Source organism: Zavarzinia sp. CC-PAN008, from assembly GCF_051903925.1.
Classification (GTDB): domain Bacteria; phylum Pseudomonadota; class Alphaproteobacteria; order Zavarziniales; family Zavarziniaceae.
On sequence record NZ_CP173678.1, the window covers coordinates 1,670,263 to 1,687,185 of the forward strand.

Consider the following 16,923-nt stretch of genomic DNA (forward strand, 5'->3'; position numbering starts at 1 on the left):
TGAGGGGGCGTGACGCCAGCACTCCGGCCTGCGGATGTGCACCAGGCGGCACGACCCCCCTCCCATCCCTTCCCCAACAGGGGCAAGGGCAATCCGGCCAGCGCGTCCCTGGGCCCTTTGGGCATGGCTTCCCCTTGAGAAATGCAGTCCCGGATCGGGGCGTACTGGCGGTATCACTTCGCGGGTGCGAAATGGATCGACCGACTCCGTTGCCGGAGTCCTGCCCGAGCTTCGGCCCGCCCGAACCCACGATGAAGACATGACGGACAAGGCGCCGCTGGGCGCGCCGCGTCCCGTCGGGTCGGAACGCGCCGTGGTCGATGGCTCGCCCCGCGCGCTGCGCCAGGCGGCGATCATGGTTCTGCTGGCGGGCGTGCTCTACACCGCCGGCAACACGGTCGCGAAACTGGCGACGGACGCCGTCCACCCGCTGCAGATCTCGTGGTTCCGCTGGGTCATCATCCTGACCGGCTTCACCATTGCCGGTTTCTTCCTGGGCCATCGCCGGCTGTTCGCGACAAGGCAGCCGGGCCTGCAGGCGATCCGGGGCGTGATGGTGTTCCTCGCCAATGCCGGCTTCATCGTGGCGATCGCCTACATGCCGATCGCCAATGCCCAGTTGATCGCCTTCACCTCGCCCCTGATCGCGACGTTGCTGGCCTGGGCCATGCTCAGCGAGCGGCCCGGGCGCACCGGCATGGCCGCCCTGCTGTGCGGCTTTGCCGGCGCCATGATCGTGATCGGGCCGGACTGGTCGCTGTTCGGCTGGGCCACGCTGCTGCCCATGGTTTCGGCCGTGGGCAATGCGTTCTATGTCCTGCTGACGCGCAAGGCCGGCGCGGTCGATACCCCGTTCGTGTCGATGGCGACGTCCTCGGTCGTCGGCACGGTCCTGGCGACCGCCAGCGTGATCCCCGTCTTCACCGTGCCCCCGGTCGAGGTCTGGGCCATGATGGCGGCGGTCGCCCTGTGCTTTGCCAGCGGCCAGTTCCTGGTCATCATGGCCTTCACCCGGGCCAGCGTCGCGCACCTCGCCCCGCTGCAGTATTCCGAACTGGTCTGGGGCCTGTCGGTCGGCATGCTGGTCTTCGCCACATGGCCGACCCTCAACATGCTCGTCGGCGGCGCCGTCATCGTGGGTGCTGCCCTACTCATCGTCACCAGCCGGCGCTAGGACCGATGACGCGCCCCGGCAACGCGATCCAGGGCGTGCTGTGGATGCTGCTGGCGGCTGCCCTGTTCACGGCGATGAGCGCGCTGGCCAAGACACTGGGCCAGCGCCTCGACTCGATGCAGATCGCGTTCTTTCGCGCGTTCTTCGCGCTGGTCTTCGTGACCCCCTTCGCGCTGTCGATCGGCTGGAAGGGGCTGGCCAGCAACCGGCCCTGGCTGCATGTCTGGCGCGGCCTGTTCGGGTCCAGCGCCATGCTGGCGGGGTTCTATGCCTTCGTGCACCTGCCTTTGGCTTTGTCGACCGCGATCAACTTCACCACGCCGCTGTTCCTGATCGTGCTGGCCGCGCTGTTCCTGGGCGAGCGGGTGCGCCTGCGCCGGGGTCTGGCGACGCTGGTCGGCTTTGCCGGGGTGCTGGTGATCCTGCGGCCCGACACTGGCCTGGACCAGGCCAGCCTGATCGGCCTGGCCGGCGCCTTCCTGGCCGCGTGCTCGTTCACCCTGATCAAGACGATGGCCAAGAATGACCGGCCTTCGACCATGGTCTTCTATTTCGGGGTCTTTGCCAGCGCGTTCTCGGCCATCCCCGCCTGGATCGTGTGGATCGACCCGACCCCGCTGGAATGGGTCCTGCTTGCCGCGACGGGCGCTGCAGGGGGTGCTGCCCAGGCCTGTACCGCCCGGGCCTATGCCCTGGCCGAGGCGACCTTCGTCGCCCCCTTCGACTATACGCGGCTGCTCTATTCGGGCCTGGTCGGCTACATCCTGTTCCAGGAAGTGCCGGACGGTTGGTCCTATGCCGGGATCGCCCTCATCGTCGGCTCCACCCTCTACATCGCGCGGCGCGAGGCGCACCTGGCGGCGGAGACGGGCAAGCCGCCGGTCGCCGATCGTCCTGCCGACCGTTCGGTAGGGTGAGGCGGTTGGGGGTCTTGTTGTGCCGCCCGGTGAAGTGCTAGGACCTCGCCCGCGACGAGTTCGAACACATAGTCGGGGAGCACCATGGACCTCAAGGGCATTACCGCAATCATCACCGGCGGCGCGTCGGGCCTGGGCGAAGCCACCGCCCGCGAGTTCGTGAAGCACGGCGCCAAGGTCGTGCTGTTCGACCTGCAGAAGGACAAGGGCGAGAAGCTGGCGGCCGAGCTGGGCGGCGTCTTCTGCGAGGTCAACGTCACCGACGAGGCAAGCGTCGACGCGGGCTTCAAGCGCGCGCGCGAACTCGCCGGCCAGGAGCGCGTCCTGGTCAACTGCGCCGGCACCGGCATCGCGGTCAAGACCGCGTCGCGCGACAAGGCGACGGGCGAGATCGTGCCGCACCCGACCGACCGCTTCGACCGCATCATCCAGATCAACCTGGTGGGCACCTTCCGCTGCATCGCCAAGTCGGCGGCCGGCATGATCGCGCTGGACCCGGTCAGCGAAGACGGCCTGCGCGGCGTCATCATCAACACGGGCTCGGTCGCGGCCCAGGACGGCCAGATCGGCCAGGCGGCTTATTCCGCGTCGAAGAACGGCGTGGTCGGCATGACGCTGCCCATCGCCCGCGACCTGTCGCGTGACGGTGTCCGCTGCTGCACCATCCTGCCCGGCCTGTTCGACACGCCGCTGCTGGCTGGCGCGCCCGAGAACGTGCGTCGCGCCCTGGGCGCGCAGGTGCCGTTCCCGGCCCGTCTGGGCAAGCCGTCCGAGTACGCGCAGCTGGCCCGGCAGATCGTCGAGAACGACATGCTGAACGGCGAGACGATCCGCCTGGACGGCGCCATCCGCATGGCCCCGAAGTAGTCGCTGCACGTCGCAGACCTGCGGTGAAGGCGGGACGGCCCCTGACCGGGGGCCGTCCCGTTTGCGTTTCCGGGGCTGGCGGAATGGGCGGCAGGCCACGACATGCAGGGGGTTGAGTGCTAAACCGTGCCGCTGCCGCCCGGCACTCGGGCGGCCGGCCAGCGACAGGATTCGAGGACCACGCAATGACCCTGACCCCGGACATGGAGGCGCCCAGCCTTGCCGACCTGGAAGCGCTGGCCAGGACCGTCTTCGCCGACCTGCCCGCGGTGTTCCGCGACCGGGTGAAGGGCGTCCTGATCCGGATTGAGGACTTTCCCGAGGACGACGTGATCGAGGACATGGGCCTGGAGAGCGAGTTCGACCTGCTGGGCCTCTACAAGGGCGTCTCGATCGACCGCAAGAGCGTGTCCGACGTGGCCCATGACCTGGACCGGGTCTATCTCTATCGCCGCCCCATCCTCGACTACTGGTGCGAGACGGGGGAGGCCATCGGCGACATCGTGCGCCACGTCCTGATCCACGAGATCGGCCACCACCTTGGCCTTTCGGACGAGGACATGGAGGCGATCGAGGACGCCGACTGAGGCAGTCCGGCGCTCAGCGCGGCAGCAGGCCCAGGCCCAGCACCTCGGTGACCTGCTCGGCCACGGCGGCGGCCCGGTCCGCATCCATGCCGCCCAGCCCGTCCTGGTCGTCGACGATCAGGCGGGCGAGGCCATAGGTCATGGCCCGCGTCGCCAGAAGGATGACCTCGGCAGGATAGGGCGCCAGGGCGCCGGCCCCCTGTGCGGCCTGAAGTTCCGCCATCTGCGTCGCCATCCATTCCCCGACCCCCGTGCTCATGGCGTCCCGTCGGGCGATGGTGGGCAGCGTCATGACCCGGAAATAAGCCGGGTTTTCGACGGCGAACCGCACATAGGCGATCCCCGCGGCGCGAAACCGCGCCATCATGTCGGACCCCGCCTGCGTCGCGGCCTTGTCCATCGCTGCGCCCAGGCGTTCGGCGCATTCGGCCGCAACCGCTGCCAGCAGGGCGTCCTTGTCGGGAAAGTGACGATAGGGCGCCGACGGTGCCACGCCGACCCGGCGCGCGATGTCACGCAGGGTGAAATCCTCAAGCCCCCTGTCCGCGATCACCTCGAGCGCCGCGGCGACCAGGGTTCGTTCCAGGTCGCCGTGGTGATAGGCCCGCTTGGGTGTCTGTGCTGTCATTATGTGATCGATGCTCACATTTGTCTTGCCGTAGGCTGGCCGGCCGTCTACCAAATGTGATCATTGATCACATGGAGGTGCCGCCATGGCCCCGGCCGTTCTGGATCCGCAGTCCAACGACGCTTTGACCGACTATACACGCGACCTCTTCCGCCGCTCCCTGCCGCGGGAGCATGGCTTCGAGCCGTTGGAGGTCGAGGGTCGCTTGCCGGATTGGCTGGCGGGCACGCTCTATCGCAATGGACCAGGGGTCTTCGACATTGCCGGCCGGCCCTATGCCCACCCATTCGATGGCGATGGCGTCATCACCGCCCTGCGGATCGCAGGCGGCCGTGCCTTCGGCGCTGCGCGGATCGTGCGAACGCCGGAGCTGGAGGCGGAACTGCGCGCCGGCCGCATCCGGCATGGCGATGCGGCACCCTGGCTGCGCCGGCTGCGGGACGCCCATGGCGGCGGTGGCAAGGTCACGGCTAATACCAGCGTCCTGCCCTGGCAGGGGCGACTGTTCGCCCTCAACGAGGGCGGGCCAGCGATCGAGATGGCGACCGACGACCTGGCGACGATGGGCCAGTCCGATCTGGATGGCGTCGTCGGCGGGAACTTCAGCGCGCATCCCCATCGCGTTGCAGCCCTGCGCACGACGTTCAATATCGGCCTGGACTATGGGGCCAAGACGCGACTCACGGTCTATGCCCTGCCGGATGACGGGCCGGCTCGGCGCCTGCATACGATCGAGCTGCCCTATGCGCCGCTGATCCACGACTTCATCGCGACGCAGCACCATCTGGTCATCTTCATCTCGCCGCTGCGCCTGAACCTCGTTCGGCACATGCTGCAGGTGGGTGGTTTTGACCGGCTGTTCGACTGGTGCCCGCGGGAGGGGACGGACGTCCTGGTCATGCCGCTGGCAGATCCCGCAGCAGCCCGGCGCTTTACGGTCGAGCCATTCTTCCAATGGCATTTCGCCAATGCCCAGGAGCGTGGCAGCGAGATCGTGGTCGACTATGTGCGCTTCCAGGACGACGCCCCCATCCGCGAGTTGTGCGGCGCCGACAGCTCGCGCCCGTTCCAGGACGCTCGCTGTCACCGGGCGATCCTCGACCCCCGGCGTGGGACGTTCCGCAGTGCCGCGATCCACGACGGCGGCTGCGAGTTCCCGCGTGTCCATCCCCAGGTGGAGGGCCAGCGCTATGCCCGGATCTGGCTGACGCGCGGCGACATGGGGGCAATCCTCGCGCTGGACCCCGAATCGGGCCGGATCGACACCTATCCGATGGCGCCCGGCCAATGGGCGTCGGAGCCGGTCTTCGTCCCCCGTCCGGGCGCCGCCGCGGGCGACGAAGCGGACGGTGTCGTCCTCGTTCTGGCTCATGACGTCGGACGCGACGCCGGACTGGTGCTCGTGCTCGATGGGCGCAATCTGGCCGCGGGACCACTGGCCCGGGCCTGGTTCCCCGGCTACGTGACCCCCGCCTTCCACGGCCATTGGGTCCAGGCCTGAAAACTGAGCCGGGCCGTCACCGAGCGATGGACGGACGGAAGCCGGATCGTGCGAGTGGGCGGCGAGCCAAGGTCGCCGCCCGCCCCGGTCGGGTTACTCCGCGGCGAGCGCGCGTGCGCCGCGCGACGGGCGCTCGACCATGCGGCCGGGCAGGGCGCCGGTCGGCTGGCCGTTGCGCATGATCACCTCGCCGCTGACGATCGTCGCGACATAGCCGTCGGCATCCTGGGTCAGGCGCCGGCCGTTCGACGGCAGGTCGCGCACCATGCGCGGCACATGCAGGGTCAGCTTGTCGAAGTCGATCACGTTCAGGTCGGCCTTCAGCCCCTCGGCGATGCGGCCGCGGTCGGTGAAGCCCAGCATGGCGGCGGGCTTTGCCGTCATCTTGCCGATGATCTCGGGCAGGGCGATGCGCGCCGCCTGCCGGTCGCGGCCCCAATAGGTCAGCATGAAGGTGGTGTAGGTCGAATCGCAGATCATGCCGTAGTGCGCGCCGCCATCGCCCAGCGCCGGCACGGAATGCGGATGCGTCAGCATGCCGTGCACGGCGTCGAGGTTGTTCTCCTCGAAATTGGCGGCCGTCTGCAGCAGCAGGGCGTGGCCGTCCTGCTCCAGCAGCATGTCATAGACGACCTCGTCCGGGCTCACGCCGCGCGCCGCCGCCAGGGCGGCCACGCTGTTGGCCGGGTCCGGCTCGTAGTTGGGCGTGGCGCCAAGCGCGTAGATCGTCTCGAACCGGCGGGCGATGGCATAGACGAACATGCCCCGCGGCTCGGCCGTGTCGGCGATGATGGCGGCGCGCACCTCGGGCTTGCGCATCTCGGCCACCCGCTCTGCCAGCGGCAGGTCGGCGATCGCGCAATAGGCCGGATGGGCCGAAAACGGGTTGTAGGAAGCGTCGAGCCCCAGCAGGACGCCGACCGGCCGGGCAAAGACCTGCGCGGTGACGCGCGGCCCGTTGCCGTCATTGGCGACGCGCACCGTCTCCAGGATCTCCTTCCAGTTGTTCTTGTCGAACGAGGTCTGGAGCAGGCTGAACGAGAGGGGCGAGCCGGTATGGGTCGCGACGTTGTGGAACATCTCCAGGTCGGGCTTGGGATGCTCGATGTTCAGGATGGCCTGGATCACGCCGCCGCCGCCTTCGGCCATGCCCTCGGCGATGGCGCGCAGCTCGGGCTCCGGCGTGTGGGCGGTCGGGATCACCACGCCGTCGAGCGTGGTGTGGAAGATGTTGCGCGAGGTGCCGAGGCCGATGGCGCCAGCCTGGATCGCCTCCTTGGCGATGGCGCGCATCTGCGCCATGTCCTCGTCCGTCGCCACCTCCATGTCGACCGCCCGCTCGCCCATGACATACATGCGTAGCGCTGCGTGCGGCAGCTGCACGGCGAAGTCGATATCGTGCTTGCGCCGCTTCAGCGCCTGGATGAATTCCGGGAACGTCTCCCAGTCCCAGGTCAGGCCGTCGGCCAGCACGATCTCGGGCATGTCCTCCACGCCTTCGAGCAGCTTGATCAGGCGCGTGTGATCCTCTGGCCGGCAGGGGGCAAAGCCCACTCCGCAATTGCCGGTGACGACCGTGGTCACGCCGTGCGCCGACGAGGGCGACATGTGGCTCGCCCAGATCAGCTGGCCGTCATAGTGGGTGTGCACGTCGATGAAACCGGGCGTCACCATCTTGCCGGTCGCGTCGATCTCCTCGCGGCCGGTGCCGCTCACGGTGCCCACGGTGACGATCCGGCCGCCCGTGATCGCGATATCGGCCACGAACGGTTCCCCGCCAGTGCCGTCGAAAATGGTCCCGCCCCGGATGACCAGATCAGCCAAGTGTTCCAAATCGCTCTCCTCCGCTGCCGGAAGCAGCACGTCCGCTTCTTGTTGATCGTCATCGCCGGAACTGCGCACCGGCGATGGCAGCACACGGGTCGCGCGGTGCGGACCACCCGTGCGCATTCCCCACGACTATCCTCCATCACCTGTTCCGGCACAATACCGGCGGTATGCGGATGCGAGAACGGGGACGGAAGACGATGGAGGAACGGGGCGCGAGCGTCCGCTCGACGTCACCGGCCGCACGATTCGGATGTAAGTCCTGCGATGCCCTTCGGGGCTCTGTCACCATCCAGCCATAGGCGAAACCCCAGGGTTTCTGCGGGGCTGGATGGTGGGCGCGGCTGGGATTGAACCAGCGACCCCCACGATGTCAACGTGGTGCTCTCCCACTGAGCTACGCGCCCGGGTCGCAGGCCGGGAGAATTAGGGCAGATCGCACCGCCGCGCAACCCCGATTGTTGCGGGAAACGGAGCGGCCCCCGCGACGCGGCAGCGCATGTGGTAAGGGAGGAGACGGCGGCGCCGACGCGGGACTTCATTCCCCCGGCAAAGGTCGTGCTATCCTTGTTCTTCTGTCTCGACACCGTCCAGAAATCGCCCAAGTCCTTGTCCGCCCGGCCCCAAAATCCAGGAAGAAACGGCCCGGCGTCCCGCGCCGGCACCCCATCCGGCAGCAGGGCCGCCGCCCCGCCGGCCGGCGACGCGGCCTCGCCCTGGCCGGCCACGCCGCCATTGGAGATCGTGCGGCCGGCGTGCCAGACGCTGCCCTTTGTCTATTCCTCGCCCCATAGCGGGACGGACTATCCGGCAGCCTTCCTGGCCGCGTCCAAGCTCGATCCCCTGACCCTGCGCCGGTCGGAGGACAGCTTCGTGGACGAGGTGTTCGGCGCCGCGCCGGCATGCGGGGCGCCCCTGTTGCGGGCGCTGTTCCCGCGCGCCTACCTGGATCCCAATCGCGAGCCCTATGAGCTGGACCCCGGCATGTTCGCGGACAGCCTGCCGACCCATGCCAACACACGCTCGATCCGCGTGGCCGGCGGTCTGGGCACGATCGCCCGCGTGGTCGCGGATGGTGCCGAGATCTATCGCACCAAGCTGAGCTTTGCCGAGGCGGAGAGCCGCATCGGGCAATGCTACAGGCCCTATCACGAGGCGCTGGCCGGCCTGCTCGCCGAGACGCGCGCTGCCTTCGGCTTTGCCGTCCTGATCGATTGCCATTCCATGCCGTCGGTCGCAGGGCCGGCCGAGCGCGATGCGGGGCTGGGCCGGCCCGACATGGTCCTGGGCGACCGCTGGGGCGCATCGTGCGCGCCGGCGCTGATGGAGCGGGCCGCGGCCTGCCTGCGGGCCATGGGTTACGCCGTGGCGCGCAACGATCCCTATGCCGGGGGCTACATCACCCACAATTACGGCCGGCCTGGCGAGGGGGTCCATGCCCTGCAGATCGAGGTCAACCGCGCGCTCTACATGGACGAGGAGCGCATCGAGCGCTCTGGCGGGCTGCCCGGCCTTGCGGCCGACATGCGCCACCTGGTGGAGGATCTGGGCGGCCTGACCCTGGCCGCACTGCGACCGTGACGGCGTTGGCGTGAGCGGGGCGACGGCAGAGGGTGCGTCGATCCGGCCGGCCGGGCCGCAGGACGTGCCGGCACTGGCCGCGATCTATGGCCATCACGTGCGCGAGGGCTTCGGCTCGTTCGAGGAGGAGCCGCCGGACGAGGCCGAGATGGCGCGCCGCCTGGCGGCCGTGGCCGCAGCCGGCATGCCCTGGCTGGTGGCGGAGGCTGCGGGCCGCGTCCTGGGCTATGCCTATGCCGCGCCCTATCGCGCGCGCAGCGCCTACCGCTTCACGGTCGAGGATTCGATTTACATGGCGCCGGACGCGATGGGCCGGGGTGTCGGCCGCCGCCTGCTCGCCGCGCTGCTGGAGCAGCTGGAGCGCCAGGGCCTGGCCGAAGTGATCGCGGTGATCGGCGACTCCGGCAATCTCGGCTCGATCCGCCTGCACGCGGCGCTGGGCTTCGTGCCCGTGGGCACCTTGCGCAATGTCGGGCTGAAGCGCGGTCGCTGGCTGGACACGGTCTTCATGCAGAAGACGCTGCGCCGGGGCGCCTGAACCGGCAGCCTCTCCCTCCCGAACCCGCTGTGCCTGCGCGGGCAAAAAAAGGGGCCGCTTTTGCAAGCGGCCCAAGTCTAGGGAGGAAACGCCCAGGAAGGGCAGCGGCACCATCACTGAAACAGCAACGTTGCCGCGCTGCAAAATTAGCCGCCGCGGCGCAAAATTGCCAAGCGGTTTTTTCGCGTCCCCGCGATCCTGCGACAGAAGATAGCAGTTTCAACACTTTGCCTGTGAAATCTGAGACCGCCTGTCGCGGCAATGGGATGTGGAGCGTGTCTCCGCGTTCCGCTGAGGAATCGTCATGGTGCAGCGCGCAACACGTTGCACGCGATGGGGCGGACGGCGGGGCTCGTATCCGCGTCCAGCTGTGGCAGGATCGGCGGCCCGGTTCGCTCGCCCCAGGTCCATGGCATGACGGTACGCAACCTCGACGGCCTGTTCCGGCCCCGCAGCGCCGCCCTGATCGGCCCGCCGACCCTGGTCGGCGATGCCGTGGCGCAGCGCTTCCAGGGGCCCCGCGCGGCCCGCGCCGGCGACCTGGCGACCGCGCCCGACCTTGCCGTCCTGAGCACCAGCCTGGAGGCGGCGCCGGGCGAGATCGCCGCCCTGGGCGCGGCCGGGACGCGCGGCGTCATGCTGTTGTCGGAACAGGCGCCCGCGATCGAGGGGGCGGAGGGCCTGCGCCAGGCCCTGCTCGACGCGGCACGGCCCAACCTGGTGCGGCTGCTGGGCCCCAACAGCCTGGGCCTGATGGTGCCGGCCGCGGGGCTGGAGGTCTCGCTGTTGGGTCGGCCGGTGCGCAAGGGGCGGGTCGCCCTGGTCGTGCAGGCCAATTCGGTACTCGGTTCAGTCCTGGACTGGGCGGAGGCGCGCGGCATCGGCTTTTCGACCGCGCTGGCCCTGGGCGAGAGCCTGGATGTGGACATCGGCGACGTGCTTGACTGGCTGGCCGTCGACCGCGCGACCGACGTCATCCTCCTGCACCTGCACGCGGCCGATCCGGCCCGCAAGTTCATGTCGGCCGCCCGCGCCGCCGCGCGGGTGAAGCCGGTGGTGGCGATCAAGGCAGGCCGCGACGGCCAGGCCCTGGCCGCCGCCGCCACGCACAGCCGGCGCATGGTGGGCCATGCCGCCGTCTTCGACGCCGCCTTGCAACGGGCCGGCATCCTGCAGGTGCGCAACATGGCCGAGCTGCTGGAATCGCTGGGGACGGTGGCGCTGGGCCCGGCGCCGGCTGGAAACCGCCTGGCCATTCTGTCCAATGGCGGCGGGACGGGCGTGCTGGCCGCGGATGCCCTGCTGAGCCTGGGCGGCACCCTGGCCGCGCTGTCCCAGGCGACGCAGGCTGCGCTGGCGGCCCTGCCGGGCATGCGGGGCACGACCAACCCGGTCGACCTGGGCAACGATGCGACGCCCGCGCTTTATGCCCAGGCCGCGCGCCTGGTTGCGGCCGACCGCGGGGTGGATGCCGTGCTGGTGCTCAATGCGCCCTCGCTCCTGGCGCAGCCGACGGACGCGGCGGAGGCGATCATCGCGGCGTGGGAGGGCGTGCGTCATCCGCGCCTGCTGACCTGCTGGCTTGGCGCCGCAAGTTCGGGGGAGGCACGCGCCCGCTTCGCCGCCCGGGGCATTCCCAGCTTCGAGACGCCGACCGAGTCGGTGCGCGGCTTTCTCCACCTGGCGGCACACCGGCGGGCGCAGGATCTGCTGCTGCAGGCGCCGCCGTCGATTCCAGAGGCGTTCGCGCCTGACCTGCACGCGGCCCAGGCCCTGGTGGCGGAGGCCATGGCCCAGGGACGCACCTGGCTGGGCGGGGCGGATGCCACGGCGCTGCTGGACTGCTACCGCATCCCGACCAACCCGGTCGCCGCCGTGCGCAATGCGGACGCGGCGGCGCGCGAGCAGGCGCGCCTGGGCCGGCCGGTGGCGCTGAAGATCCGCAGCCGGGACGTCATGCACAAGCGGGCGAGTGGCGGCGTGGCGCTGGGCCTGGTGGGCCCGTTCGAGGTGCGCCGGGCGGCACGCGACATGCTGAAGCGGGTCGCCGCCAACGCGCCGGAGGCCGTGCTGGAGGGCTTCACGGTCGAGCCGATGGTCGAGCGCGCCAACGGCGTCGAATGCCTGGTGGGCATGATCGACGATCCCGTGTTCGGTCCCGCCATCGTCTTTGGCCATGGCGGCACGGCGGTGGAGGTGATCGGCGACCGGGCGCTGTGCCTGCCGCCGCTCAACATGATGCTGGCGCGCGACTGCATCGCCCAGACGCGCGTGGCCCGCCTGCTGGCCGCCTATCCGGGCAAGCCGGAGGCGGACCTGCAGCAGGTCGCGCTGACCCTGGTCAAGGTGGCGCAGATGGTCACCGACCTGCCCGAGATCGCGGAGCTGGAGGTCAATCCCCTGCTGGTCGACGAGCACGGCGTGATCGTGCTGGACGCCCGCATTCGCCTGGCGCCGCCGCGCCTGCCGCGCGGCCGCCGCCTGGCGATCCGCCCCTATCCCAAGGAGCTGGAGGAGGAGATCCAGCTTGCCGACGGCAGCCGCGCGCTGCTGCGCCCGATCGTGCCCGAGGATGCCACGGCGATGAATGCCGGCTTTGCCAAGGTCAAGCCGGAGCATGTGCGCCTGCGCTTCTTCTCGGCGATGAAGGAGCTGTCGCTGCGCCTCGCCGCCCGCCTGACCCAGATCGACTATGACCGCGAGATGGCGCTGGTCGTGGTACGTGACGGCCTGCCGGGCCAGGCGGAATGGCTGGGGTCGGTCCGCATCGTGGCCGATCCCGACAACGAGCGGGCGGAATATGCCGTGCTGGTGCGCAGCGACATGGCGGGACGCGGCCTGGGCACGCTGCTGATGCAGAAGATCCTGGACTATGCGAAGGCGCGCGGCATCCGCGAGGTGTATGGCGAGGTCCTGCGCGAGAACACGGGCATGCTGAAGCTGGCGGAGGAACTGGGCTTCCGGATCGTGGGCGACGTGGAGGATCCCTCGCTGTGCCATGTCTCGCTCAGCTTCCCCGGCCCGGCCGGGGGCTGAGGCCCGGCCGTGACATTCGGGCGCGCCGCGGCGCTTGCCATGGCCTGCCGCCTATGGCAGTTTCCGCCGCCTGTCCGAACCGGCGGCGTCTGACGCCCCACCCGGTCCCGGCGCTGCCGTAGCTCAGTGGTAGAGCACTCCCTTGGTAAGGGAGAGGTCGACAGTTCAATCCTGTCCGGCAGCACCATCAGCCCGCTGAAGGCGGGCCGTGTTCCCCAATCATTGCAATGGCGCAGACAGTCGTGCCGCGTCCGGGCTTTGCCCAGGGCGACTGCGCATCCGGCGCTGTCGCGAAGCCCGTCTTTGCGTCGGCTGCCCCGGCGCGCATGGCGCCGGGGCAGGGACCAGCGCCCTAGTCGCCGCGGGTCGAGATCACGCTGAGCGAGGCAGCGGTCACCGCGATCTGGCCGAGGACCGTGCTGACGTCGCGCACCGACTGCAGGAAGTCGAACGGCGCCGGATCCAGCGGCACGATGATCGTGGCGCCCGGCGGGATCGGCACGGACGAGGTGCTCCACATCGAGCGGTTCTCGGGCCGCGCCAGACCGTTCGGCATCAGGATGAAGATGCGGCCGTCGTCGGCCGAGCGGTTCAGGCCGCCCGCTGCCTCGATATAGTCGTCGACCGCCCATTCGGGCCGGAACGGCAGCGAGCCCGCGTTCAGCACCTCGCCCGAGACGGTGACGTTGGTCGGCCGGCGGGGGATGAAGACGGTGTCCCCCTCCTCGACGAGGATGTCGAGGTCGGGGCGCGCCGCCAGGACGCGGGGGTCGACCTCGACCACGATGCGTCCCAGCACCGGCGCCTGGCGCAGGTCGTTGGCCAGGTTGCGCACGACGTTGATCTGCTCGGGCGACAATTGCTGGTCCTTGCTCCGGGCGCTCGACTCGGTCATCGCCTGGGCCAGGGAACGGTTGATGTCCTGGGCCGAGCGCTCGCGCGCCTGGCGCTCGAACTGCTGGGCCGAGCGGCGCTGGAAGACCGCGCCATAGGGATAGGCAACGTCGGTCAGGCCGCCGGCGCGGGCCAGGACGGACGACAGCCGCTCGCCGCGCACGAAGCTGAAGCGCCCGGGCCGCACCACCTCGCCCGCGATCTCGATCGAGCCGGCGCCGCGGTCGGTCGCCACCGCCGGCACCATGACAAGGTCGGAGGACGACAGCAGGATACGCTCCAGCCCGCCGGGCCGGAAGTCGATCAGTTCGCGCCGGCTTTCCAGCGTGTTGGTCTGCGGATCGCGCACGAAGCGCGTCACTTCGACCCGCGCCAGGTCGGCCGAGGCGGCAAAGCCGCCCGCCGCCTGGACCAGTTCGTCCACGCTGGTGCCGGGCACCAGGGGATAGCGCCCAGGCAGGCGGACCTCGCCCGAGATCTCGACGGCATAGCTGGCCAGGATGCCGCCCAGGACCAGGGGGTCGACCAGGTCGCCCGGCGTCACCCCGCCATCGCCCCCACCCCCCGGCCCGCCGCCCAGGGGACCGCCCCCAGCACCCGCCATCGGCCCCACGGCCATGGCGCCCGCGGCGTCGGCCGAGGCCATGACCTGGCCACCCGTCGTCCCGGCGCCGGCGGCCTGCGTCGAGAGCAGGGCGCGGACTTCCTCGCCATTGAAGATCTTGACGATGTCGCCGGGTTGCAGGCGGAAGTCGACCCGGCCGCTGAGCACGCGACCCAGCGGGATCGGCGTCACCGACCGGTCGCCGGCGGCGCTGCGGCGCAGCAGCAGGCCCAGCGGCAGGTAGGTGCCCTCCTTCAACAGGCGCGGATCGCCGATCAGCGCCCGCACGGTCTGCGCCGATTGCAGGGGGCGCGAGCCGGGATAGAGCACGCTGCCCACCAGCGTCACCGATTCCTGCACGACATGGACGACCCCGCTGGGGTCCACGCTGGCCAGCGACATGTTGCGGCCGCCGGCCTCCAACACCTCGACTCCCGCCGCGCCGCCGGCGGCGACGCCGCCGCGGGCAATCTCGACCGCGCCCTGGACCGCAGCTTCGCTGGCGATGGGGTAGATGCCGGGACGCAGCACGGCACCGCGCACCAGGACCGAGTGCTCCATCAGGTAGGTCAGCAGCGCGGGCTGCTGCATGAAGATCGTGGGGCAGGGCAGGTCGATCTGGCCCAGGCTGCTGGCGGCGACCGCCAGCTGGCCCATGTCCAGGCTGCCCTGCGGCCGGCTGCGGACATTGCGCGCCAGGAACGCGACGCCCTGGCAGGCGGCGGCGGCCGGCGACAGGGCCGAGGGTGCCACCGGGCCCAGGGCGCCGATGGCCCGCTGGTCCTCGAGCGAGGACTGCTGGTTCAGGATCGTGGAGCCCACACCCGACACCGTGCTGTCGGTCAGGGATGGGGCGACGCCCACCAGGCGGCCATAGGCATCGATGCCGGGGGTCTGGCTGGTCGCCTGCCCTTGCCCTTGCCCCTGCGCTTGGCCCTGGGCCAGGGACTGTCCGGCCAGGCTGCCAGCCCCCAGCGCCAGGTCGACATCGGCGCCGCCCTGCAGCAGGCCCGATTCGCGGGCGCGTTGCAGCGCCAGGTTGGTCTGGACCTCCTGCGCCAGGTGGTTGGGCTGCGCCCCCTTCAGCTGCAGCGCTTCAAGCACCATGCGCGAGCTCAGGAACTCGACATCGGCCAGCGACAGGACGATGACGCGGTCACGATCCTTCAGCGTGACATTGGCACCGCCAGAAAACACCGCGCGCAGGTCCACGGGGATGTAGCGCCCCACGCCCGTTGCCGGGTCCGGCCGTTCGATCACGGCCATGGGCAGGTACGGGTTGGCATCCAGGTCGCGCAGGTCGCGGATCAGGCCGCGCATGGAGCGAGAGGAGGCCAGCGAGTACTCGCCCGGGATCTTGACCGCGCCGACCAGGGTGACGCGGCTGACCGTGTCGTCGACGGAGGGCCGCACGAACAGGATCTCGCCATCGCGCAGGATCGCCTCGTCCAGGCTGCCGATGCGCTGCAGCTCGGTGCGGCCGTCGCCGCGGATGCGCAGGACCTCGTAGCGGTAGCGGCTGCGGGTCAGGCCCCCGCCGGCCATCTCCACCAGGCTGCCCAGGGTCATCGAGTCCTGGCCCGGAGCAAGCTCATAGATGCCGGGACGCTTCACCTCGCCTGCCACGGCGACGGTTGCGCCGATGGGCGGCACCACGATGCGGTCGCCCTCCACCAGTCCCAGGGGCACGGGATCGCTCGTCGCGGCCAGCAGGCCATAGAGGTCGACCGGGACCACCGACTGGCCGCGCGCGATGGCGATGTTGCGCAAGGTCCCCTCCGGCAGGATGCCGCCGGCCAGCGCCAGGGCATCGACAACGGAGGCAAAGGCCGTGGGCCGGATCGTGCCGGGGGAGGCGACGGCCCCCAGGACCAGAAGGCTCAGCTGGCGCGTCTGGCTCAGCGAGACATAGGCCGTGGCGCCCTGGCGGATGCGCGCCACTTCGTCGGCCAGCGCCTGGCGGAACTCGCCGAAGGAGCGGCCCGCGGCGGGGATCGGCGCCAGGTCGGGCAGCACGACATTGCCCTCGCGGTCGACCGTGACGTCCAGCCGGGCGCTCTGCTCGCCGCGCAGGTTGACCACCAGCGCGTCGCCGATGCCCAGCACGTAGCTGTCCTGCACGCCGCCGCTGACCACGTCGGTCAGGGGCCGGGCAACGCCGAACGCGTCATAGCCGAACAGCAGCAGCTGCTGGCCGGCACGCTGCGAATACTGCTGCTCCAGGCGCGACGGCGGACGCCGCAGCGACGGCATGACCGGGTCGATCGTCGTGGTCGAGGGCGACAGCGTGCCGCCGGCGCTGCCGGAACCGGGCAGCGAGGGCGTACCCCGCGACTCCAGCATGCGCATCAGGTCGGGCGGGATCAGGTCGCTGGCGGACTGGGCCTGCGCGGGCGCTGCGGCCAGTGTTGCGCCTGCCACGGCCAGCAGGCCGGCCGCCAGGTTGCGCATGCGGCGCGCTGCCGGAGGCAACCCCGCACCGGCCAGGGCAGCGATGAATCCGAACCCGAATCTTGCCACGCAGCAACCCCTCGACTGGCGGAGCCCCCCGGCACCGGCGCCTGCCCAATAACTCTGTCCCGGACCGTCCCCGCCGGCCATGGCAACGCGGGCCGGGCGCCGGGCGACCAGCCGCCGGGCCACTTCGGCGGGCCCTTCGGACGTCGTGTCCAGGCCTCGCATTTAGCATGCGCGCGGCTGCGAGTGAAACCGCTCTCGCCCGGCGCCCGCCAAGTTGACATGGCCCACATCACGCGGAATATCATATAC

At 70.3% G+C, this 16,923-nt stretch carries 11 protein-coding genes and 2 tRNA genes; 9 read left to right on the top strand and 4 right to left on the bottom strand.

The window, feature by feature from the left end; all coding sequences use genetic code 11:
- Window positions 1-259: 259 nt before the first annotated feature.
- The 4 genes from ACI6GS_RS07855 (at window position 260) to ACI6GS_RS07870 (ending at window position 3,545) form a co-directional block, all read left to right on the top strand.
- On the top strand, window positions 260-1,174 hold the full coding sequence (locus tag ACI6GS_RS07855) for a DMT family transporter (protein ID WP_439817233.1): 915 nt from the start codon (window positions 260-262) through the stop codon (window positions 1,172-1,174).
- Window positions 1,175-1,179: 5 nt separating this feature from the next.
- Window positions 1,180-2,091 (top strand): DMT family transporter, encoded by a 912-nt coding sequence (locus ACI6GS_RS07860; protein ID WP_439817234.1) that lies wholly within the window; start codon window positions 1,180-1,182, stop codon window positions 2,089-2,091.
- Window positions 2,092-2,175: 84 nt separating this feature from the next.
- The gene (locus ACI6GS_RS07865) at window positions 2,176-2,958 is read left to right on the top strand and encodes an SDR family NAD(P)-dependent oxidoreductase (protein ID WP_439817235.1); all 783 of its coding nucleotides are present in this window, start codon (window positions 2,176-2,178) and stop codon (window positions 2,956-2,958) included.
- Window positions 2,959-3,143: 185 nt separating this feature from the next.
- Window positions 3,144-3,545: a metallopeptidase family protein gene (locus ACI6GS_RS07870; protein ID WP_439817236.1), complete on the top strand. Its 402-nt coding sequence runs from the start codon at window positions 3,144-3,146 to the stop codon at window positions 3,543-3,545.
- Between the two features lie 13 nt (window positions 3,546-3,558).
- Here the strand turns inward: ACI6GS_RS07870 and ACI6GS_RS07875 are convergent, their stop codons facing one another.
- Window positions 3,559-4,173: a TetR/AcrR family transcriptional regulator gene (locus ACI6GS_RS07875; RefSeq protein WP_439817237.1), complete on the bottom strand. Its 615-nt coding sequence runs from the start codon at window positions 4,171-4,173 to the stop codon at window positions 3,559-3,561.
- Between the two features lie 85 nt (window positions 4,174-4,258).
- Between ACI6GS_RS07875 and ACI6GS_RS07880 the strand changes: the two genes are divergently transcribed.
- Window positions 4,259-5,674 carry a carotenoid oxygenase family protein gene (locus ACI6GS_RS07880; RefSeq protein WP_439817238.1) on the top strand — a complete coding sequence of 472 codons (1,416 nt, stop codon included), beginning with the start codon at window positions 4,259-4,261 and terminating at the stop codon, window positions 5,672-5,674.
- A gap of 93 nt (window positions 5,675-5,767) precedes the next feature.
- Here ACI6GS_RS07880 and ACI6GS_RS07885 read toward each other — a convergent pair whose 3' ends face one another.
- Together ACI6GS_RS07885 and ACI6GS_RS07890 are read right to left on the bottom strand one after the other, a co-directional pair.
- Entirely contained in the window at window positions 5,768-7,498 is a 1,731-nt protein-coding gene (locus tag ACI6GS_RS07885) for an N-acyl-D-amino-acid deacylase family protein (RefSeq protein ID WP_439817239.1), read from the bottom strand.
- A 335-nt stretch (window positions 7,499-7,833) separates the two neighbouring features.
- Window positions 7,834-7,908: transfer RNA gene (locus tag ACI6GS_RS07890), tRNA-Val, on the bottom strand.
- 337 nt (window positions 7,909-8,245) lie between these two features.
- On the opposite strand from ACI6GS_RS07890, the gene ACI6GS_RS07895 reads away from it, so the two are divergent.
- From ACI6GS_RS07895 to ACI6GS_RS07910, 4 genes are all read left to right on the top strand, one after another.
- Window positions 8,246-9,082: an N-formylglutamate amidohydrolase gene (locus ACI6GS_RS07895; RefSeq protein WP_439817240.1), complete on the top strand. Its 837-nt coding sequence runs from the start codon at window positions 8,246-8,248 to the stop codon at window positions 9,080-9,082.
- Between the two features lie 10 nt (window positions 9,083-9,092).
- Window positions 9,093-9,620 (top strand): GNAT family N-acetyltransferase, encoded by a 528-nt coding sequence (locus tag ACI6GS_RS07900; RefSeq protein WP_439817241.1) that lies wholly within the window; start codon window positions 9,093-9,095, stop codon window positions 9,618-9,620.
- Between the two features lie 414 nt (window positions 9,621-10,034).
- Complete coding sequence (locus tag ACI6GS_RS07905) at window positions 10,035-12,656, top strand: bifunctional acetate--CoA ligase family protein/GNAT family N-acetyltransferase (RefSeq protein WP_439817242.1); 2,622 nt, start codon at window positions 10,035-10,037, stop codon at window positions 12,654-12,656.
- A 112-nt stretch (window positions 12,657-12,768) separates the two neighbouring features.
- Window positions 12,769-12,843 (top strand) — tRNA-Thr (locus tag ACI6GS_RS07910).
- A gap of 165 nt (window positions 12,844-13,008) precedes the next feature.
- Here ACI6GS_RS07910 and ACI6GS_RS07915 read toward each other — a convergent pair.
- The gene (locus ACI6GS_RS07915; protein WP_439817243.1) at window positions 13,009-16,605 is read right to left on the bottom strand and encodes an SLBB domain-containing protein; all 3,597 of its coding nucleotides are present in this window, start codon (window positions 16,603-16,605) and stop codon (window positions 13,009-13,011) included.
- Window positions 16,606-16,923: the final 318 nt, after the last annotated feature.